22 protein-coding genes are annotated in these 18,327 nt (G+C 61.9%); 12 read left to right on the top strand and 10 right to left on the bottom strand.

The annotated features are described in order from the left end of the window. The first annotated feature begins 3 nt into the window (after window positions 1-3). Window positions 4-501 carry a sarcosine oxidase subunit gamma gene (locus ACROHD_RS00815; protein ID WP_432675366.1) on the top strand — a complete coding sequence of 166 codons (498 nt, stop codon included), beginning with the start codon at window positions 4-6 and terminating at the stop codon, window positions 499-501. Here ACROHD_RS00815 and ACROHD_RS00810 read toward each other — a convergent pair. From ACROHD_RS00810 to ACROHD_RS00800, 3 genes are all read right to left on the bottom strand, one after another. Next, on the bottom strand, window positions 491-805 hold the full coding sequence (locus ACROHD_RS00810; RefSeq protein ID WP_432675365.1) for a non-heme iron oxygenase ferredoxin subunit: 315 nt from the start codon (window positions 803-805) through the stop codon (window positions 491-493). The two genes, ACROHD_RS00815 and ACROHD_RS00810, sit on opposite strands and share 11 nt — an antisense overlap. Then, complete coding sequence (locus ACROHD_RS00805) at window positions 802-1,740, bottom strand: fatty acid desaturase family protein (protein ID WP_432675364.1); 939 nt, start codon at window positions 1,738-1,740, stop codon at window positions 802-804. The genes ACROHD_RS00810 and ACROHD_RS00805 overlap by 4 nt, the downstream gene beginning before the upstream one ends. Before the next feature lie 160 nt (window positions 1,741-1,900). Beyond that, window positions 1,901-2,977 carry a hypothetical protein gene (locus ACROHD_RS00800; protein WP_432675363.1) on the bottom strand — a complete coding sequence of 359 codons (1,077 nt, stop codon included), beginning with the start codon at window positions 2,975-2,977 and terminating at the stop codon, window positions 1,901-1,903. Between the two features lie 108 nt (window positions 2,978-3,085). On the opposite strand from ACROHD_RS00800, the gene ACROHD_RS00795 reads away from it, so the two are divergent. Together ACROHD_RS00795 and ACROHD_RS00790 are read left to right on the top strand one after the other, a co-directional pair. Then, window positions 3,086-4,024 carry a LysR substrate-binding domain-containing protein gene (locus ACROHD_RS00795; protein ID WP_432675362.1) on the top strand — a complete coding sequence of 313 codons (939 nt, stop codon included), beginning with the start codon at window positions 3,086-3,088 and terminating at the stop codon, window positions 4,022-4,024. A 92-nt stretch (window positions 4,025-4,116) separates the two neighbouring features. Then, window positions 4,117-5,136 (top strand): aromatic ring-hydroxylating dioxygenase subunit alpha, encoded by a 1,020-nt coding sequence (locus ACROHD_RS00790; protein ID WP_432675361.1) that lies wholly within the window; start codon window positions 4,117-4,119, stop codon window positions 5,134-5,136. 7 nt (window positions 5,137-5,143) lie between these two features. Here the strand turns inward: ACROHD_RS00790 and ACROHD_RS00785 are convergent, their stop codons facing one another. The 5 genes from ACROHD_RS00785 to ACROHD_RS00765 all read right to left on the bottom strand — a co-directional run bounded on the left by ACROHD_RS00785 (window position 5,144) and on the right by ACROHD_RS00765 (window position 8,588). Continuing rightward, entirely contained in the window at window positions 5,144-5,512 is a 369-nt protein-coding gene (locus tag ACROHD_RS00785) for a hypothetical protein (RefSeq protein ID WP_432675360.1), read from the bottom strand. Between the two features lie 160 nt (window positions 5,513-5,672). Then, window positions 5,673-6,005, bottom strand: coding sequence for a hypothetical protein (locus tag ACROHD_RS00780; RefSeq protein WP_432675359.1), 333 nt, complete (start codon window positions 6,003-6,005; stop codon window positions 5,673-5,675). 89 nt (window positions 6,006-6,094) lie between these two features. Then, window positions 6,095-6,238 carry a hypothetical protein gene (locus ACROHD_RS00775; protein WP_432675358.1) on the bottom strand — a complete coding sequence of 48 codons (144 nt, stop codon included), beginning with the start codon at window positions 6,236-6,238 and terminating at the stop codon, window positions 6,095-6,097. A gap of 95 nt (window positions 6,239-6,333) precedes the next feature. Beyond that, window positions 6,334-6,609 carry an EF-hand domain-containing protein gene (locus ACROHD_RS00770; RefSeq protein WP_432675357.1) on the bottom strand — a complete coding sequence of 92 codons (276 nt, stop codon included), beginning with the start codon at window positions 6,607-6,609 and terminating at the stop codon, window positions 6,334-6,336. Window positions 6,610-6,656: 47 nt separating this feature from the next. Beyond that, entirely contained in the window at window positions 6,657-8,588 is a 1,932-nt protein-coding gene (locus ACROHD_RS00765) for a sensor histidine kinase (RefSeq protein ID WP_432675356.1), read from the bottom strand. A 110-nt stretch (window positions 8,589-8,698) separates the two neighbouring features. On the opposite strand from ACROHD_RS00765, the gene ACROHD_RS00760 reads away from it, so the two are divergent. Continuing rightward, complete coding sequence (locus ACROHD_RS00760) at window positions 8,699-9,352, top strand: LuxR C-terminal-related transcriptional regulator (protein WP_432675354.1); 654 nt, start codon at window positions 8,699-8,701, stop codon at window positions 9,350-9,352. 21 nt (window positions 9,353-9,373) lie between these two features. On the opposite strand, the gene ACROHD_RS00755 is transcribed toward ACROHD_RS00760, so the two are convergent. Continuing rightward, on the bottom strand, window positions 9,374-10,447 hold the full coding sequence (locus ACROHD_RS00755) for a cytochrome c3 family protein (protein ID WP_432675353.1): 1,074 nt from the start codon (window positions 10,445-10,447) through the stop codon (window positions 9,374-9,376). A 148-nt stretch (window positions 10,448-10,595) separates the two neighbouring features. On the opposite strand from ACROHD_RS00755, the gene ACROHD_RS00750 reads away from it, so the two are divergent. From ACROHD_RS00750 to ACROHD_RS00715, 8 genes are all read left to right on the top strand, one after another. After that, window positions 10,596-11,819 (top strand): hypothetical protein, encoded by a 1,224-nt coding sequence (locus ACROHD_RS00750; protein ID WP_432675352.1) that lies wholly within the window; start codon window positions 10,596-10,598, stop codon window positions 11,817-11,819. After that, the gene (locus tag ACROHD_RS00745; RefSeq protein WP_432675351.1) at window positions 11,816-12,604 is read left to right on the top strand and encodes an RnfABCDGE type electron transport complex subunit D; all 789 of its coding nucleotides are present in this window, start codon (window positions 11,816-11,818) and stop codon (window positions 12,602-12,604) included. Before ACROHD_RS00750 ends, ACROHD_RS00745 begins: the two co-directional genes overlap by 4 nt. Continuing rightward, a complete protein-coding gene (locus ACROHD_RS00740) occupies window positions 12,597-13,370 on the top strand; it encodes an FMN-binding protein (protein WP_432675350.1) in 774 nt (257 codons plus the stop codon). Before ACROHD_RS00745 ends, ACROHD_RS00740 begins: the two co-directional genes overlap by 8 nt. Further along, window positions 13,367-14,020, top strand: a complete 654-nt coding sequence (locus ACROHD_RS00735; protein WP_432675349.1) for an NADH:ubiquinone reductase (Na(+)-transporting) subunit D — start codon at window positions 13,367-13,369, stop codon at window positions 14,018-14,020. Before ACROHD_RS00740 ends, ACROHD_RS00735 begins: the two co-directional genes overlap by 4 nt. Beyond that, on the top strand, window positions 14,017-14,619 hold the full coding sequence (gene nqrE, locus ACROHD_RS00730) for an NADH:ubiquinone reductase (Na(+)-transporting) subunit E (RefSeq protein ID WP_432675348.1): 603 nt from the start codon (window positions 14,017-14,019) through the stop codon (window positions 14,617-14,619). Before ACROHD_RS00735 ends, nqrE begins: the two co-directional genes overlap by 4 nt. After that, a complete protein-coding gene (gene nqrF, locus ACROHD_RS00725) occupies window positions 14,616-15,830 on the top strand; it encodes an NADH:ubiquinone reductase (Na(+)-transporting) subunit F (RefSeq protein ID WP_432675347.1) in 1,215 nt (404 codons plus the stop codon). The genes nqrE and nqrF overlap by 4 nt, the downstream gene beginning before the upstream one ends. A 3-nt stretch (window positions 15,831-15,833) precedes the next feature. Beyond that, entirely contained in the window at window positions 15,834-16,787 is a 954-nt protein-coding gene (locus tag ACROHD_RS00720; protein WP_432675346.1) for an FAD:protein FMN transferase, read from the top strand. A 151-nt stretch (window positions 16,788-16,938) separates the two neighbouring features. Next, complete coding sequence (locus tag ACROHD_RS00715; RefSeq protein WP_432675344.1) at window positions 16,939-17,334, top strand: CBS domain-containing protein; 396 nt, start codon at window positions 16,939-16,941, stop codon at window positions 17,332-17,334. Here the strand turns inward: ACROHD_RS00715 and ACROHD_RS00710 are convergent. Beyond that, complete coding sequence (locus ACROHD_RS00710; protein WP_432675343.1) at window positions 17,331-18,305, bottom strand: LysR family transcriptional regulator; 975 nt, start codon at window positions 18,303-18,305, stop codon at window positions 17,331-17,333. The genes ACROHD_RS00715 and ACROHD_RS00710 overlap by 4 nt on opposite strands. Between the last annotated feature and the right edge of the window lie 22 nt (window positions 18,306-18,327).

Raw genomic sequence — 18,327 nt, 5'->3', positions numbered from 1 at the left:
GCGATGCCCTATGACGTGACCTTCACCCGGCTGGAAACACAGGCGCTGTTTGACCTAAAAGGTCCGCGTCAGGCCTTGCTGGATTGGGCTGGTGAAACACTGCCGGCTTTCCCGGACCGGCCCAATTCAAAAACCGACTCCAGGGATGCCGAGCTTTTGTTCATCGGCCCCGACCACTGGATTTTGCGCGCGGATTTGACGACGGAGGAAGCGCTGGAAACCGCGCTTCTCCCAGGCGAGGCCCCTCCAGAAATCTCTGTGGTCAGGATTTCAGATACGCTTGCCTTTTTCCGCATTACCGGGCCGCAGGTTGTCGACGTGATGGCCGTGGCCTGCCCGATGGACCTGCACGAAAGCCGCTTTGGCCCCGATGCCGTAAGTTTCACGGAGGCGTTCGGTCTTAAGGCGCTTGTCACCCGTTGCGAGGGCGGGTTCGACCTGGCTGTTGAACAGAGCTTTGGGCCGATGGTGACGGATTACCTGAACCGGGTCATATCCTGACCTGCACCATACCATCCTGCACCCGTGCCTCCAGCACCCGCATCGGTCGTGTAGCGGGGGCCGCAACGGGCCGCCCGTCGCGCACATCGAAGGCGCCCTGATGCAGCGGGCATTCGATGACGTGCCCGTCGAAATAGCCGTCGCACAGATCCGCCCCGCCATGGTTGCACAGCGCAAGCGAGGCATAGACCCCACTTGGCGTGTCATAGATGGCGATCGTCCGTCGCCCGACCTCGACCCTTGTGACCCAAGCCTTCTCCAGCCTGTCCACCGCGATCACGTCACGCCAGTCCTTACCGCTCATCCCCGGGCCTTTCGGATCTGGCGCAGGATATCCAGATGTGCGCCCACATAGCCGCGCGGTTCCACATGGATATGATCACGAAGCTTTTCGTGCAGGCGAGGCAAAGCGTGATAGGGCACAGAGGCCACATAGTGATGTTCAGCGTGATAGTTCATGTTCCAGCACAAAAAGCGCCACGGGGCAGAGACCAGGTTGGTGCGGGTATTGTCGCTCATTTGCGCCACGGTGGGGCGGCCCACATGCTCGGTCATTCGGATGAACCGCATGACGGGTTCGCCAAGGAATAGCGGGATGATCCAATACCAGATCAGGCCCCACCAGCCAGTGATCGCCATACCAGCGAAAATCACCGCATACACCCCCAGCATCATCCGCGCGTCCCAGTAGACCGAGGCATGTTCCTCTTTCGGGATGAACCGCTTTTCGACGTCCGAAAGCCGCCCCATGGCATGGCGTGCAACCTCGGTAAACTTGGCGCGCCAGTAGGGTATGGCCGAGAGATACCAAAAATATTCCCCGTAGGTCTTGGGCATCGGGATCTGTTCGGGGTCTTGCCCGGTCAGCTGCGTATAGGTGTGATGGTCGCAATGCTCGTACCGGAAGAACCGATGCGGCAAGAGGATGATCAGCCCGCAGATCTGGCCGACGATGTCATTCAGCTTGCGGGTGCGGAACACGGTGTAGTGCACGCATTCATGTTGCAGCGAAAAATGATGCACCAGCACGATGCCTTGAAGGAACATGGCCGGCCAGATCAGCCAGCTGTCCAAAGCCAGCGCGATAAGCGTGGTGGTGCCCGCCAGAACCAGCACCCACAGGGCCAGACGACGGAACGCCGGGCCGTCGGATCGTTGCATGAAGGATTTGAGTTCCTCTCGGGTCAGCTTGCCCTCTGCAAGCGCCTGAGTAAGGGGCGTGACAATGCCTTGAGTCATTGTTGGATGTCCATGAGTTCTGCCGGTGCCGGGGGCCTTTGCGGGCGCCATCTCGGTCATGTCCGGCGCCGGAGACGGGAGTGCTCCGCACCATGGGGTCGTCTCACACCGGCCCCATTAACAAACGATTATGGAGCGCCTGACGGTAAGATCAAGCCCTTCATCCAACTGCCCGCAAGCCGATGTCGCGGTTGGGTCTGTCAAACAAGGTCGCCACGCAAGGATAACGGGCGAAAATTTCCGATCCGCCGGGCAGCCGCTCGGCCCGGAACGTGCCCTCTTCCCACAGCGCCACGCCATCCAGCTCGATCGTGGGGTCAAAGATGTTCCAGCTGATCTCACCCGGCGCATAGGTGCCGCAGGTGTGGAAATGCAGAATTCGTGGATTGCCGAAAGCCGCCCCGCCCCACCGTTCATAGTTCTTGCGCATGTCCCAAGGGTAGCCACAGCCGGGGTGAATGCCTGCGTGCCAGGAATGGACGAAGTTGCGGTCAATGCCAAACATCCCCGCCACCCGGTCATATTGGGCCTCGGCGCGGGCGACATCCTGCGGTGCCCCCTCGAACCCGGTCAGGCGTCCGTTTTCCATCAGCGCAATAACAGGAGCGGTGAATTCGGGCGTGTAGTCGTCGTAATATTTCGAGCCGGTGCCGGTGAGGAAGGTCATTGCGGCGCGACCAGAAAAGCTGTGCGCGGGCACAGGGGTGAAAACGGACATGGGAAAGCGCAGTACGGTGGTGTCGCCGCTTGCCGTCAGGTTCATCTCGGGCCGCCCGGTGATCTCGGTGCCAAGAGGGCACGTGATACGAACCTGCTCGGCCCTGTCCAGCGCGGTGTTAACGGCGGCCTTAAGTTCCAGGAACGCCGCGTGGTGGCCATTGGCAAAGCCCGATCCAAAGAGTTCCCGCGACAATGCAAAACTGACGATGATCTTCTTGCCCTGTGGCATCTCGGAAAAGCGCAGCTGATCGCCGAGCCGGGCGAGGAAAAGGATGATATCGGCGGCTTCAAACCGGGACAAAAGCTCCGGCGCGAGATGCGGGTTGCCCGGGTTGAAACCCACATCGACCGCATCGACCACCAACCCCAACTGTTCAGCCGCTCGGGCCACGACGCCAACGGCATCGGCATCGAAATAGCCGTATTCCGCGGGCTCATAGGCGATCAGCAACTTGTCTCCCTCTGCTGCGTGGGCGCAGTTCAGCAATAGGTTCACAGCGCCTTTTTCGGGGGACATGTTCGGCATTGGGGGTCATTCCCTTGACGGTTCTTGTGTTCAGCCTAGGTCGTAGCGGTTGTTTGCTGCTATTTGATTCCCTTAATGGGTTTCATTAGGCTGACTTATATGATCATCAATCTTCCCTTCTCTGCCCTGCGCGCCTTCGAGGCGGTCGTGCGTCTGTCTGGCTTCTCCGCAGCCGCACAGGAGCTTGGCGTCAGCCAAAGCGCCGTCAGCCAGCATGTGAAGACGCTGGAGGAATGGCTGGGGCATGAGCTGTTGATCCGCGGAGCGCGCAAATCACAACCGACCAGAGAGGGCGATCAGCTGGCCCGCGCAATCTCGGACGGGTTGGGGCGCATTTCGGATGTCTGCGCACAGCTGCGAGACCGGACACGGTCAGAAAACACCATTGTCATCAGTTGCCTGCCGGGGTTCGCCTTTACGTGGCTTTTTCCCCGGTTGCTCAACTTCGACACTGCGCATCCGCATCTGGCCGTATCTATCGCGACGGATACCGGCCAGCACCCGTTTTCTGCCGCTGATGCTGATATTGGTATTCGCTACGGGCTTGGCGATTACCCCGGCTTTCATGTCGAACATCTTATGCATGAAAGCCTGACGCCCGTCTGTGCGCCTGCCTTGCTGGAAGGAACGCGCGGCCTTAGGCAAATAGGCGATCTGTCCCATCACACGCTGCTGCATGATGAAAACGAAAGCTTCGGCAATGCAGCCCCCACATGGGAGTTCTGGGCGCGCAACTGTGGCCTGGCTCTTCCGAAACCGGCGATGTCGCGGCGCTTTGGGCAGTCGAACCTGGTGGTCCAGGCGGCAATTCAGGGTCTGGGCGTTGCTTTGGGACGCAAGCCGCTGGTCATTGACGCGCTGCTCGACGGGCGTCTGGTTCGCCCCTTTTCCGAGATCACGCAATCGCCCCTTTCTTACTGGCTGGTGGTGCGCCACGACCGCATGGATAGCAAGAAGGTCCAGAGCTTCCTGTCATGGATTACGTCCGAAGTTGAGGCGGAACCGGATATGCCAGAGTCAATGGCCCCCAAAGATTAGCCCGCCTAATGGCTACATTACCACTGCCCCATAGCGCCGATTGCCGCTTTCCGGCAGGATAGGCGGCAGCCACCCAAGAAAGGACGCCGCCCATGTATCTGAGAAACTGCTGGTATGTTGCCGCCTGGAGCAAGGATGTGGGCCGCGAGCTGAAGGCGGAAACCTTTTTGGGTGAACGTATCGTCTTCTATCGCAAGGAAGACGGCACACCGGTGGCGCTGGAAAACGCCTGCCCGCATCGCAAGCTGCCCCTGTCGAAGGGCAACCTGATCGGCGACACGGTCGAATGCGGCTATCACGGCCTCACCTTCGACTGCACCGGGACGTGTACCGACAGCCCCACACAGCGCGGCATGACCCCGCGCCGGGCGGTGGTGAAGTCCTACCCGGTGGTAGATCGCTACCGTTTGCTTTGGATCTGGATGGGTGACCCGGATCTGGCGAACCCCGATACCATATTCAACATCCCCAATTTTGATGATCCTACATGGGGCAAGACCGATGGCGGGGTTATGGATATCGACTGTCATTACCTGTGGGTGTGCGACAACCTGCTGGATCCCAGCCACGTGGCCTGGGTGCATGTCACGTCTTTTGCCGGTGCGGGCACGGATCACGAGCCACTGAATATCGACCGTCACGACAACGGCGTCGTCGTGTCCCGCTGGATCGAAAAGAAGCCGCCCTCGCCCTATTACGCCAAGTTGGTGCGGTTCGATGGGGACTGTGACCGGCTGCAACATTACGAGATGTGTATGCCCGCCATCGGGGTGAACAAGTCGATTTACACGCCCGTTGGAACGGGGGGCTATGACAAGCCTCAGGTTGAAGACACTTTCGTCAACATCTCGTACAACTTCATGACCCCGATTGATGAGGATCGAACCCGATATTTCTGGTTCCAGCATCGCAATGATCATGCCGAGGACCAGGCGATTTCCGAGTATATGAATGATGGCGCACGGATGGCATTCCTCGAAGACAAGGATGTTCTGGAGGAGGTCCACAAGGGTATGAAAGACCCGGTGACGCCTTACATCGATCTTGGTTTGGACGCCGGGGCCAAGGCGTTCCGGCTGATGCTGGACCGCGCGATCAAGGCCGAGAGCTGAGAGCCGGTTATTGCAGATCGTAGATCACGCTGATGCCGCCGGGGCTGGTCCAGCGCAGCCGGGTGGGGCTCAGCATTGTCACGGTATGTCCCGTGCCGCTTTGGAACCTGTCCTCGGCAACCCGCTGATATGGCACCGGAGGTGAGGAATATCCCTGTCGCTGCAAGGTGATCATGTCCGGCCCGATCACCCGCAGGATATTACGCAAATCGCTGCCATCGGACCATTGCCCAAGATAGGTTCCAGGCGTGATACCGGTCTGCATTGGCAGGACAGTGCTGGTAGCCGGGTGTGTAGGGATGAGGTCTGCGGTCGCTGGCAAGGTCCAAAGAAGCGCAGGTAGGAACAGCAGCTGGCGGCGGTTGGGTCTGGGCATGGCAGCGACCTTTCTGACTGGGGCGGGTTCTGATGTCAGGCTACCCCGCCGCATCCCCGCACTGGATAGGGTCGATCCCCCAAATCTACAGGGCCGCAAAGGAAAACCCCGCCAGCGGAGGGCCAGCGGGGCTGCATGACGCGGAATGCGCGGGGTTGGTTCAGTCCTGATCGTCCTCCTCTGCCGGATTGCGGTAAGCGCTGCCGAGCTGTCTTCCGTCTTCTACAAGAACACCCGGATTCTCGCCGACAACACCCTGCCCGACACGAGTCTCGATCGAGCCAAAGATGGACACGTTGGTAGGTTCGGGCCAGGAGGGGCAACGAATGCGGAACGGGTGCTCGGTATCCGCCAGTTCGGGGCAATAGCGCGGGCCGGTATCGGCATTCGGTATGCCGGGATTGGCGACATAGTTGTTTGCTCCGGTAGCGGATTGGGCAAGGACAGGAGCGGCGGAAAGCGCCAGAAGGGTGGCGAGAATGAATTTGGTCATGGGATCGGTCTTTCGGGTCAGTGGTGGTGATGAAAGAAAGCTAGCAATCAGCCGGTCAACTGGGCATGGGGTCGATCCCCCAAACGGCGCTACTTCGCCTGCGAAGTGCTGATCTCGAAGGTCAGGGCCGAAGCAGGTAGCGTGACGGAAAGGGTTACTGCGGCGGCAATGGGAAGCAGCATGGCGATGGCCAGTGCGGCGGTAACTGCGGTGAGAGAGAATGGGCGGTTCATGGTGGTCTGTCCCTGTTTCCTGGTGAAGCTGAAAACAGATCTAAGCCCGTCGCATTCGCGGTGACATGGGGCCATTCCCCCAATCGGCAGACGCCCTAGCCGTTTTCTTGGAAATCGTCGTCGGCACTTCGCAGCTCTGACGGGCTGGCAAACCCGTCCTCGTTCACATCCACACGCCGAAAGGCAATACGATAGGCGGCAAAGTTGCGGATCAGCCGGGCCGTAGGCTGGCCGGTGCGAGCCATCTGGCGCACGAACTCGCGGAACTCGGGAAAGCTGAGAAGCCCGTCCCGGTTTGTATCGGCCACGACAAAGGCATCAACCTCGCCTTCCGTGACGGGGCCAACACCCTCAACCTCTGTCTGGGCCATGGCCGCGAGGGGGAGGGTTACGCAAAGGAACAAAACAGGTAGGCGCATCATGATGCCTCTTTTACCACGCGGCCTGCCGGAAACCGCAGAGAAAATACAGTGCCCTTTCCGGGGCTGGAGGTGACGCTCAGGTCCAGCCCGTGCTGCGCGGCCAGCTCGTGACAGATCGAGAGACCGAGCCCGTGCCCAGTGCTCGTTTCGCCTGACGACCATGCCTGGCGAAAGCTTTCCAATTCCTCCGCCGTCATGCCAACCCCTGTGTCCAGAACATCAACCCTGGCCCCGTCTTGCAAGCGGCGCACCCCCGCCAGAACCGTGCCTTCGGTGGTGTATTTCACCGCGTTCGACACAAGGTTCGACACAATCCGCATCAGGATGAGAGGCGGCACGGTCACACCGAGAGAGGAGGGCACAACACGCAGTCGCAACCCTTTCGACACGGCTTCTTCCCTGAACATCTGCGCAACCGTGTTCAGGATCAGCGACAGGGCATAGGGGTCGGTGGCGTCTTCTGGTTCCGGTGGTGGTGGATCGCCGGGCAGGTCATCCTCCGGTCGGCTATCTTCCAGATGTCCAAGCGCGAGGTCATGCATGTAATCAAACGCCTCGGACAGGCGTTCGCGGATCTCGGGTGACTGGTCGCGGGTCATGGTTTCCATCGTCATGCGCAGCGAGGCCAGTGGTTGCCGGATGTCATGTGACATGGTGGCCAGTTGCTGCCGCCGCCGATCCGCCAGATCTCGGGCATGGCTGTAATTGCGCTCGGCCTCCAGCAATTCGCGCGTGGTTTCCGCCTCTTTCTGAAGCGCGACCATTTCTCGTTCCAGCGCTGCCGCATGTTCCCGGCGCATGTCGATCAGTCCCACGGAGAGGCCCGACATGGTGCCAAAGGCAATGATCGCGTAGATCGCTTTGATCGCCCAATTCATCGGGATCTCGACCGAGCCAAGCCGCGCCAGTGCCAGCAGGATCAGCAGGCCAAGCCCGACGAACGCCACCAGCACCACCACGCGAAACACCGGCCTGCGCGCGCCGGTGATCATGTCCCAATGGAACCCCGCCACTAGATGAGAGCCAAGCATCAATACCAGAAGGATATAAGAGACGGGGGCCATGATTTCGGGCGGCAGAATGAAGACCAGGGCGATGGCGATGATCGAGACCACCGCAAGGCCCTGAAAGGCCCGTTTCAGTTTCGGTTTCGTGGCAAACCGGGTCAGGGACAGGGCTGCAGTGGCAAACCCTGCCGCGCAAAGCGCATAGAGCAGCGACAGGCCAACCGGCAGGTGCCACGTGGGATGGGTGGGATAGAGGAAGCGGAATAACAGAATGTCGATATAGGCGATGAAGATCAGCCCAAGGGCCAGAAGCCCCGCGTAAGCTCCGCCCACATCGCTGCGCATGGTGGCGCTGAAGACCGCGAAGAACAGGATGCAGGAGGCCAGAAAGGCATAGAACCCGGCCAGCGTCAGGCCGTCCGTGAAGGTGCGGGCCTGATGATCGGCCGGGGTCTCAAGGCTCAGATCCACCAGATCAGTCGCGCCATAGGTCATACGCACCATCAGCAGCGCCCGCTCCCCTGCGGCCAGCTCTACCGGTGCGCTGCTTAGTCGTGTCGCGCTGAAATCGGACGGGTCGAAGGACTCGCGGATATCGTGGGCCAGCAACTGCTCGGTCGCGCCGCCGTCGCGGACAAGGAACACGTCAAGCGCCACAAGGCCGTGAGTGTCCGACGCAAGGATCCAGGCATCCGGCGGGCGGCCTTCATCTGGGGCGATGTTCAGCAATTCGGTCAGCGCCCAGATCGGTTGGTAGGGGGCAGCGGGCGCGGTCACGGCCTCAAAATCGCCGCTCAGCGCGCCGTCCATATAGGCGGTTACGATATCTGCAATTGGCTGCCCCACATCGCGGGCAAAGCGCATGGCGGGCGCGATATTGGGCGAAGAATAGGCCGGATCGACCTCCATCACCGGGGGCATCTGCGCAGCGGCTGGCAAAGTCGTGAAAAGCAGGGTCGCACAGACCACAAGGAATGATAGGATCGCCCGCAACAGATTGCCTTTTCGAAAGATAATGAGGGGAGCTTAGTTTGCCTGAGCCAAGATTTCACGCTGTTATTGCAGACGATCATGCCATTGTACGGGCGGGGTTGCGCACCGCGCTGGAAACCCCCGGAATGGTGGAAACTGACGGCATCGGCGTGGTGGCCGAAGCAGCGGACGGGTTGCAGGCCATATCAGCCGTTCGCCAGCATCGGCCGCATCTGCTGTTGCTCGACGTGCAGATGCCCCATGCGGGCGGGTTGGAGGTGCTGCTGGAGGCGCGCCGCTGGTCGCCCGATACGAAAATCGTGATCCTGACCGGCGTCATGTCCGTGGGCAAGATCAGCGAACTGGTATCCAGTGGCGTAGATGGTCTGTTCTCGAAAGGCGAAGACAATACAGAGCTCTATCAACAGCTGCCCAACATCCTGCGTGGGCGACGTCATATCGCATCGAGCCTGGTGACAATGCTGGAAAATGCGCCCGAGGCACCGGAATTGACGGCGCGGGAACGACAGACGCTGAACCTGATCGTGTCTGGTCAATCCAACAAGGAAATTGCTGAAACGCTTGGAATCAGTGCCAAGACCGTCGATCGCCACCGCACCAGCCTGATGCAGAAGCTTGACGTGCATTCCGTCGCGCAACTGATCGCCTACGCGCTGCGCGAAGGGCTGATCGACCCGGCGGGCGGGTTGTGACGCCGCCGGGTCATTGCCGACTCATGGCCGGTTAATTTCGGGCACCGGGCGGCCAGAAGCTTGGGCAAGGTCCACAATGCTGTCGTGGATCGCCTGTAGCGTGTAGTTCGGGTTGTGGGCATAGCCGCCCGGATCTCGCGTCACGAACTGGAAGTTATAGGCAGCCGCAAGAAGGCGTGGCGTCCAGCTGGAATACTGGTTGGGATAGATCGCCTCGCCCTCATCGACTTCGCCGTTTCCGTTGGTGTCGTTGAAGAAATACGGGTAGCTGTGCAGCTCATAGAGGATCGGCGCACCTGCGACCGTTTCCGCATAGGCGGCGATTTCAGCAGCCAGGATCAGGCGCAGCCCCTCGACTTCGGCGGCGATGCCTTCGGTGATGTTGCCATCCCCGTCATAGTCGATGCGGGAAATCCGGATCGTCGCGGGGTCTGCGTTTTCGTGGCAGCTGACGCAGCCGGTTGTAACAACCTCCAGCGAATGCGGATCATGGCAGGAGGAACAGGTGGTGATCGGCCCGGTATGGCTGAACTGGCCGTCATAGGTCCGGCCCATGTATTCATAGAGCCCCGCAACTTCTGACCCGAAGGTCGTTGCGCCCGCCGCCGCGTAGTGGGGGTTCACAAAGCGAAGCTCACCATTCGCGGCGTCCGGATCCATCCCGGCCAGCTGTCCCTGCAGCGTCGGGCCAGAGGAGCGGCCTTGATGGCATGTCAGGCAAGTGCCCGCATTGGGCAAGGCCGTCATAGTGACGCCCGAGGGGAAGGTTATCTCGGTGATAGCATCGGCGCCGTCTGCGTGGCAGGTGTCACAGTCAACAACGCCACCCGGTGCGATGGTCTGATCAATCACCCCCACAGCGGTGCCGTCCAGCCCGTGAAAATCGCGAAACCCGGCCCCGGAATGACAGACCGCACAGACCCCCGGTACTTCATCCTCATCATTCCAATGGGAAAAGGCTTCGGCGGCGGCATCGCCGTGGGCCGATTGAACCCAGGCTTGAACGGCGGCTGCGGTGCCGCCTTCCTGTGCGGGAAGGGCAGTGGGCAAAAGGGCAGTCAATAGGGCCAGCAGGCTGGCGCGCATAGTCTTCATGGCAGTCTCCTTCAGGGCGGGAACAGCGGTAGTGCCAATATGGGTGATTGTGGTGGGGCCGGCTTTGACCTCCATCAATCCGGGGTAGGCGGATACCGGGTAAGGTAGGCAGAAGCGGCCGTGTCCAATCCAGCTGGAGTATCCCGAATTGCCCCGTGTCAAAGGTGTCAAACTGCCAGATGACAGCCCCCCCCGGCAGGAGATCGGGGTGGCGACGCTACCTGATTGCGTCGGGCTGATCGGGGCGGATTATCCGGGTCTGAAACTGCGTGGCGTGGTGGCAGAAGGGGATGCCGTGGTGGCCGGGCAAGCCGTTCTGCACGATCACGCGCTACCCGAAAGAGTGGTGGTCAGCCCGGTCAATGGCACGGTGGAGGACATCGTAATCGGGGCACGGCGCCAGGTGTCCCGGATCGTGATCCGGCGCGGCGTAGGCGAAGCTCGTCGTTTTGATGTCTCGAAGGCAGACACCCCAGAGGGCCAGCGTCGCTTGATGCTGGAAAGCGGGCTCTGGACCACCATATTGCGCAGACCATTCGGGTATGTCCCGCATCCAGAAGAAACACCGTCCGCTATCGTCGTGACCGCGATTGCGACAGATCCAGGCGCGGTCGATCCCGCGCCCCTGATCCGCGCAGAGGCGGGGAATTTCAATGCTGGGCTGCAAGGGCTTGGCCGTCTTGGCTCTGGCCCTATTTTTGTTTGTCAGGCCCCTGGTGCCGAACTTGCCCGGATCAGCGATCAGGTTCACGTCGTTCCGTTCAGGGGGCCGCACCCTGCCGGAATGCCGGGTGTGCATGTTGAACGGCTTTGTCCTGCCTCTATGGCGCACCCCGTCTGGCAGATCGGATATGCCGATGTGCTGGCCTTGGGGCAATTGCTGCGCGAAGGCGCTTTGCCGCCAGACAGGGTGGTGTCGGTCGCGGGGGCCGCGGCGACGGATCCGCGGCTTCTACGTGTGCCAATCGGAACCGACATAGAGGCTCTGGCCGGTCGCGAAGCCAACAACCCCGCCTATCGCGTTCTGTCAGGACCGATGCTGACCGGACAGGAAGGGCGTTTTCTGCGGCGCAGGCATCTACAGGTCAGCTTGATCCCACGACACGCCCCCACGCTTCATACCCGAAAGGGGATGGCTCTAAAGCGGTCTGCGCTGATTCCGAACGCGGCACTTGCCCGATCACTTGGCCCCGATTTCCCCGCCGTGGCGCTCCTGCGTGCGCTAAGCGTGGGCGAGGTTGAGCAAGCAGAGCGGATGGGGGTTCTGGGCCTGTTGGAGGAAGACATGGCGCTGGCCACTTACCTGTCCGGCGGCATCGAGGATTTCGGCATTCGCCTGCGGGCGATTCTGGACCGGTTGGAGGCAGCATGATCGCAAAAGGGCTCTGGTCTCGGGACATGATGGGGTGGGCGATGGCCGCAGCCCTGTTGCCGCCTGCGGCTGTCGTGGTGGTGGACCAAGGCGTCGAAGCTGTGCTGCGCATGGGATCGGTTCTGGCCGTGGCCACCCTTTGGCAGCTTCTGTTTCGCAGGCTGCGCGGGGTGCCATGGTCGCCCAGTGGCGCTGTGCTGGCCGTTGCAATGGCGGTGCTGGCCCCGAATGGGTTGTCGCCGGTGCAGCTGGCGCTTGGGGCGAGCTTTGGCATCGTACTGGCCGATCTGATCTTCGGCGGATGGGGCCGGAACGTGGTTGGGGCTGCACCAGCCGCTTTGGCGATGGTGTTTCTGACAGGGCCCGGTACCGAGGGGCCGGGGTCCGAGACGACCATGCTGTTGGCCTCGGGCACCTCAGCCGCACTGCTGCTGGCGCTTGGAATCCTGCCTCTGCCTGTGCTGGTCGGAAGTGTCGCTGGCATATTTGGCGTCATGGCCCTGATCGGCGCGCCATGGGACAGCGCCCTGTTGGCAGGCGGTGCCGGATTTGGCTTGGTGATGCTTCTGGCAGACCCGGTCTGTGCGCCCACAACAAGGGTGGCGCGGCTGGCCTATGGGCTGCTTGGCGGGGGGCTTATCGCCCTTTTGACCGGGGCAGAGGGGCTGGCAGGGGCGGAACGCGCCACCGTATTCGCGGTGCTTCTGGCGCAGGTGTTTGCGCCCACAATCGACTACGCGGCGCTCGCGACAAAGCGTCTGGCAAGGGAGCGGCGACATGCCTGATCTGAACCCGGTATCCTTGTGGCAACGTTTGCTGGCGGCCCCGAATGACAGCAGGGGCAAGACGCTGGCCATGGCGTTTTTCGTGTCGCTGGCAGCCGCCCTTGCCGTGTCCAGCGCGGCGGTGCTGCTTGGGCCGAGGCTCGACGCCAACCGAGAAGCCGAACGCCGCGCTAGGTTGGAGGCGCTGATTGCCGAAACGCCGGGGCTGGCCGAGGTATTGCCGGGCACGGGGATCGACAGCCTTGAGGTGCTGACGATTGACTTGCGCGACGTGTCATTGGCTGACGCGGTTGATCCTGCGCAGGTCACTGACCTGGCCTCGGAGGACGACATCGCGGGCATCGGCACCCGGCCTGATTTGCAACAGATCTTTATGGCCCGTGAACGGCGTGATCTGGTCTTGGTGATCCTGCCGGTCTTTGGGCAGGGCTATCAATCGACGATCCGGGGCTATCTGGCGCTTGGGCCTGATCTGAACACCGTGGTGGGGCTGGCGATCACCGAGCAGGGCGAAACGCCGGGTCTTGGGGCCACGATCCAGACGCCGGGCTGGCTGGCGCAGTGGCCGGGAACGCAGTTGATGGACGAGGCGGGCGAAATCCGCGTTGCCGTGGTTCGGGGTGGGGGCACGACGGAATACGAGGTTGATGCGATCACTGGCGCGACCCGCAGCTCCAACGGGGTGCAGAACATGATCCGCTTCTGGGTTGGGCCGCTAGGGTTCGGGCCGGTTCTGGATGCCCTGCGCAGCGGGGATCTGCCATGAGAGCCGCTCTGAAACCTCTCCTTGATCCGCTCTTGCGGGACAATCCGGTAACGGTTCAGATCCTCGGAATCTGCTCGGCGCTGGCGGTCACGACCTCAATGACAACCGCCCTGACCATGAGCCTTGCACTGACCGCCGTGCTGATGGCCTCAAGCGCCGTCATTTCGCTGATCCGCCGCCATATCCCCGCGCAGATCCGGCTGATCCTGCAAATCACCATCATCGCCGCTATGGTCATCGTCGCGGATCTGATCCTGCAAGCCTATGCCTATGCGATCAGTCAGCGACTTTCGATTTTCGTGTCGCTGATCGTCACCAACTGCATCGTTCTTGGCCGGGCCGAGGCCTTTGCCATGTCGAACCCTGTTGGCCCCAGCATCCTTGATGGGCTTGGCAATGGCGCGGGGTATTCAGCGATCCTGATGGTCATCGCCTTCGTGCGGGAACTTCTGGGCTTCGGTACGTTGTTCGGCGCGACCATCTTCCCGACTGTGGCCGATGGTGGCTGGTATCGGCCCTTTGGCTTCATGCTTTTGGCCCCCTCGGCCTTCATGCTGCTTGGCCTGCTGGTTTGGGCGCTGCGAAGCTGGCGGGTGGAACAGGTGGAGCCCGCCGCTGCCCATGTGGACCGGGAGGAGGCTCTGTCATGACCGATCTCTTCCTGCGCGCGGTTTTTGCCGACAACCTAATCCTCAGTTTCTTTCTGGGGGTCTGTACCTTCCTGGCCGTGTCAAAACGGGTGGAAACAGCGCTTGGCCTTGGGGCGGCGATCATCGTGATCCTGACAATCACGGTGCCGGTCAACCAGTTGATCCTGAATGTGCTGCTGGCACCGGGGGCATGGGGGTGGATCGGCGTGGGCGATGTGGACCTGACCTTCCTGAGGCTCATCGCCTTTATCGGGGTCATCGCCGCCATGGTTCAGGTGCTGGAAATGGTGCTGGATCGTTTCGTCCCGGCGCTCTACGCGGCGCTTGGCATCTACCTGCCTCTGATCACGGTCAACTGCGCCATCTTGGGTGGCAGCCTGTTCATGGCGGAACGCAGCTATGAGTTTGGGGAATCCATCGTCTTTGGTTTCGGCAGCGGTGTGGGATGGGCGTTGGCCATTGTTGCTTTGGCCGCGATCCGCGAACGGCTGGCCTATGCCGACATGCCCGCCGGGCTGCGTGGGCTTGGCATGACCTTCATAGTCACGGGCCTTATGTCCATGGCCTTCACCGCCTTTGCCACGATGGCCGCGCCATGACCCAGATCCTGCTTGCCACCCTGCTGATGGTTGCGCTGATCATGGCGCTGGCGCTTGGCGTCATGGCTGCGCGCGCGGTGCTGGTGCCATCGCGCCCCGTGCGCCTGACGGTGAACGGGCGAAGAGAGGTTGAGGCGCGGACGGGCGAGAAGCTGCTCGACGCGCTGAAGGCGGGGGGCATTCCGATGCCGTCGGGTTGCGCCGGGGCGGGAACCTGTGGGCTGTGCCGGGTGGTTGTCGAGAACCCCGGAGTGCCACTTGCGACCGAGACAGGGACGCTAGGCAAGCCCGCCACGGACAGGGGAGAACGCCTGGCCTGCCAGACCGTCCTGCGTGGACCTATGGCTGTGCAGGTGCCTGACGATGTCCTGTCGGCGGATCGTTATGATTGCGAGGTGTTGTCGAACCGCTCTCTTGCGCCGCTGATCAAGGAGCTGGTTCTGGCGTTGCCTGACGGGGCGGATTTCGATTTCGTCGCCGGGGAATACGGACAACTGACGGCCCCGGCCTATGCGCTGGATTTTGCAAATGTCGATGCAGGTGATTTCGCGGGCATCTGGGATCGTCGCGGCCTGCGATCCTTGTCCGCCCATAGCCCAGATCCGGTGTCGCGCGCCTATTCGATTGCCAACCGGCCAGAAGATGCTGGCAAGGTCGTTTTCAATATCCGCCTCGCCCTGCCGCCCGTTGGCAAACCAGGTGTGCCGCCTGGCGTGGTGTCTTCCTACCTCTTCGGGCTGAACCCCGGCGACCGTCTGGCACTTGCTGGCCCATACGGCTCCTTCCGTGTGCGCCCCTCTGATCGAGAGATTGTGCTGATCGGCGGCGGGGTCGGTATGGCTCCTTTGCGGGCCATCGCGCATGAGCAATTGGCCGGGACCGCGCCACCGCGCCGTATGTCATATTTCTACGGCGCACGTAGCCGGTCGGACCTGTTTTATGACGACGAGTTCAAGGCGCTTGCCGCCGCGCATCCGAATTTCAGCTGGACAGTCGCCCTGTCCGATCCGCAACCAGATGACGGTTGGACCGGAGAGACGGGCTTTATCCATGACGTTGCCCTGCGCGCCTATCTGGGCACCCATCCCGCTCCCGATGCCTGCGACTACTACCTCTGCGGTCCACCCCTGATGATGCAGGCCGTTATCACAATGCTGGACGACCTTGGGGTCGAGCCGGATGCCATCTTCTTCGACGATTTTGCGAGCTGACCCATGACCCTGACCCGCCGCCATTTCCTTGCCCTTTCCGCCGCTACCTTCGCCGCGCGACCTGCCGTGGCCTCTGATATGCAGGTGCTTGGGGGGGAGGCCTTCGGATCTTACTGGCGGGGGATGTTCGCGGCTGATCTGCCCGGAGGGGATATCGCGAACCTGATTGGGCAGGTCGTGGCCGAGGTGGATGGACAAATGTCCCCCTATCTGGCCGGATCGGAACTGTCGGTTTTCAACCGGGCCGGTCAAGCCTCCCTGTCTGATGCCGTGGTTAATACAACGCAGGCCGCCCTGCAAATCGCGGCCGAAACTGGCGGGGCCTTCGATCCCGCGGTTGGGCCGCTGGTCGCTCGCTTTGGGTTTGGTCCGATCCACGGGGGCGAAAACGTGGGGTGGCAGGCCCTGGCGCTGACCGGCAATCGGCTGACCCGGGAAAACATTGATGTCACGCTTGACCTCTGCGGCATCGCCAAAGGCCATGCGCTGGACAGAATGGCAAATGGGCTGGAGTCCGCGGGTGCCCGCAATTTCGTTCTGGAACTGGGCGGCGAAGTGATTGCGCGCGGTCAGCATCCCGACGGCCGCCCGTGGCAGGTGGGGATCGAAGATGGTGCAGGCGGTCTTGCGGGCGTTGCGCGTCTGCAAGGGCTGGCGGTGGCGACGTCCGGGCTGTGGGATCAGAGCTATCGCGTGGGCAGTGGTGGGCGATATGGCCATATCATCGACCCGAGCACCGGCGCGCCAGCGGGGGACACACTGGCCTCCGTCTCGGTCTTCCATGATCAGGCGATGATGGCGGACGGTCTGGCAACGGCGTTGTTCGTGATGGGGACAGACCGGGCCCTGTCCCACGCACGTGACGCAGGGCTGTCTGCTGTGCTTGTGGCACAGGGCGGCGCGGTGTCCGTGACGGGTGCGGCGCGCGGGTTCGTAGAGATCGGGGGGCGTGGCTGATGGGGGTCTTTTTTGCTGTACTGGCCGTGTTCTTGCTGGCTGCCCTTGGCCTTGGTGTGGGCCTGATGATGGGTGGCAAACCGATCAAGGGCAGTTGCGGTGGTCTCTCCTGCGGGGCATGTGAGTCTTGCCCGAACCGGAGGGCGCCCGAATGACCCAAGGCGCAACAATCGACCGCTACATGAGCCGGGACCTCGTGACACTGGCACCGGGTCTGGAAATCACCCGCGCTGTCGCGACACTGATCGAGCATGATATCTCTGCTGCACCGGTGGTCGATGACCTGGGCCGTCTGGTGGGCATCCTGACCGCCAAGGACTGCTTCCGCGCGGTGCTGCACGCCCACTACCATCAAGAGCTTGGCGATACTGTTTCGGGCTACATGACCTTGAAGGTGGAGACGCTAGACACCGGTATGGGTGTCGTCACGGCGGCGCAACGCTTTTTGGAAAGCAACCACAGGCGATACCCGGTGATGCAGGATGGCAGGCTGGTCGGGATCATCACCCGCATGGACTTGCTGCGGGCCTTTCAGGCGGAAAGCTAATGTAGCTGCAGCGCCTCGCGCCCGACCGTTCCCATCTGGCGGGTGACCTGGCTGTCCAGTGTCCGGGCAGCCATGCGCGCGACCTGTTGTGGCAAGTCGCCCAGTTCCCCTGCGCGGGCCACCACGGTGATTGACCTCGAAAAGCTGGCTGCTGGCAACGGGCGCAGCGAAAGCGGCATTTGCTCCACGAACCCGTCGATCAACAGGCTCGGCGTCAGGATGGTAAAGCCCAACCCCTGCGCCACGCAGGCCGTGACCATGCTGGACCGGTCCGCCTGAATGACCCGAGGCACTGCCAGCTTGAGGCGTCGCAGATGCTGTTCCGTCCGGCGTCCGACACTTGTCGTGGCGGCGAAGCGGACAAGCGGCAGGTGTTGCAGGATTTCTGAGAGCGACCCGCTTGGCCCCCGATAATGTTCGGGCAGGACCAGCAGGAAGGTCTCTGTCAGGACGTCATGCCGTTCCAGCCCGTCCATGTCGTAGAACGGGTTCGAGGTAACGACCAGATCGGCGCGTTTGCTGCGCAATAGCGCCTCGTGGTCGCCGCTTTGACCGGCATGGAGTGTCAGGTCCTCCACCCCGAAATCGGTCTTCGTCAGGTTGACGAGCGGCGGCGTCAGCGTCGTGGCGATCGAGGCCAGCATACCGACGCGCAGCACGCTGATGGGTTGCGGCCCCTCATGGCGCATAGAGGTGGCAAGGTCCTCTATGCTGTTCAGGATACGCTGCGCGTGGCGCAGGCAAAGCTCGCCCGCTTGTGTCAGCCTGAGTGGCCTGACCGACCGATCCACCAGCCGGGCGTCACAGGCGTCTTCCAGCGAAGCCAGCTGTTGTGAGGCCGCTGATTGCGTGATGCCAAGCAGCTTCGCCGCCATCGTGACCTGCCGGGTTTCGGCAATCGCCACGAAGACCTCCAGCGCCGTCACGAGGTTCTTGTCGGAAAGCAGCCGGGACGAGAGTTTCGCCTGCATCATAAGAATTCCTAATGCTGTG

The sequence above is a fragment of the Nioella aestuarii genome (genome assembly GCF_050896395.1).
Classification (GTDB): Bacteria; Pseudomonadota; Alphaproteobacteria; order Rhodobacterales; family Rhodobacteraceae; genus Nioella; species Nioella aestuarii.
The sequence above is the reverse complement of the archived record's forward strand: the minus strand, read 5'-3'. Positions and strand labels throughout refer to the sequence as shown.

Coding starts and splice junctions, on each gene's coding strand:
- nqrE (WP_432675348.1), top strand. CDS start 14,017: ATGACCGATCTCTTCCTGCGCGCGGTTTTTGCCGACAACCTAATCCTC.
- ACROHD_RS00755 (WP_432675353.1), bottom strand. CDS start 10,447: ATGAAGACTATGCGCGCCAGCCTGCTGGCCCTATTGACTGCCCTTTTG.
- ACROHD_RS00805 (WP_432675364.1), bottom strand. CDS start 1,740: ATGACTCAAGGCATTGTCACGCCCCTTACTCAGGCGCTTGCAGAGGGC.
- ACROHD_RS00815 (WP_432675366.1), top strand. CDS start 4: ATGCCCTATGACGTGACCTTCACCCGGCTGGAAACACAGGCGCTGTTT.
- ACROHD_RS00780 (WP_432675359.1), bottom strand. CDS start 6,005: ATGACCAAATTCATTCTCGCCACCCTTCTGGCGCTTTCCGCCGCTCCT.
- ACROHD_RS00745 (WP_432675351.1), top strand. CDS start 11,816: ATGATCGCAAAAGGGCTCTGGTCTCGGGACATGATGGGGTGGGCGATG.
- ACROHD_RS00795 (WP_432675362.1), top strand. CDS start 3,086: ATGATCATCAATCTTCCCTTCTCTGCCCTGCGCGCCTTCGAGGCGGTC.
- ACROHD_RS00720 (WP_432675346.1), top strand. CDS start 15,834: ATGACCCTGACCCGCCGCCATTTCCTTGCCCTTTCCGCCGCTACCTTC.
- ACROHD_RS00810 (WP_432675365.1), bottom strand. CDS start 805: ATGAGCGGTAAGGACTGGCGTGACGTGATCGCGGTGGACAGGCTGGAG.
- ACROHD_RS00765 (WP_432675356.1), bottom strand. CDS start 8,588: ATGCCCCCGGTGATGGAGGTCGATCCGGCCTATTCTTCGCCCAATATC.
- ACROHD_RS00740 (WP_432675350.1), top strand. CDS start 12,597: ATGCCTGATCTGAACCCGGTATCCTTGTGGCAACGTTTGCTGGCGGCC.
- ACROHD_RS00735 (WP_432675349.1), top strand. CDS start 13,367: ATGAGAGCCGCTCTGAAACCTCTCCTTGATCCGCTCTTGCGGGACAAT.
- ACROHD_RS00775 (WP_432675358.1), bottom strand. CDS start 6,238: ATGAACCGCCCATTCTCTCTCACCGCAGTTACCGCCGCACTGGCCATC.
- ACROHD_RS00800 (WP_432675363.1), bottom strand. CDS start 2,977: ATGTCCCCCGAAAAAGGCGCTGTGAACCTATTGCTGAACTGCGCCCAC.
- ACROHD_RS00710 (WP_432675343.1), bottom strand. CDS start 18,305: ATGCAGGCGAAACTCTCGTCCCGGCTGCTTTCCGACAAGAACCTCGTG.
- ACROHD_RS00790 (WP_432675361.1), top strand. CDS start 4,117: ATGTATCTGAGAAACTGCTGGTATGTTGCCGCCTGGAGCAAGGATGTG.
- ACROHD_RS00785 (WP_432675360.1), bottom strand. CDS start 5,512: ATGCCCAGACCCAACCGCCGCCAGCTGCTGTTCCTACCTGCGCTTCTT.
- ACROHD_RS00770 (WP_432675357.1), bottom strand. CDS start 6,609: ATGGCCCAGACAGAGGTTGAGGGTGTTGGCCCCGTCACGGAAGGCGAG.
- nqrF (WP_432675347.1), top strand. CDS start 14,616: ATGACCCAGATCCTGCTTGCCACCCTGCTGATGGTTGCGCTGATCATG.
- ACROHD_RS00715 (WP_432675344.1), top strand. CDS start 16,939: ATGACCCAAGGCGCAACAATCGACCGCTACATGAGCCGGGACCTCGTG.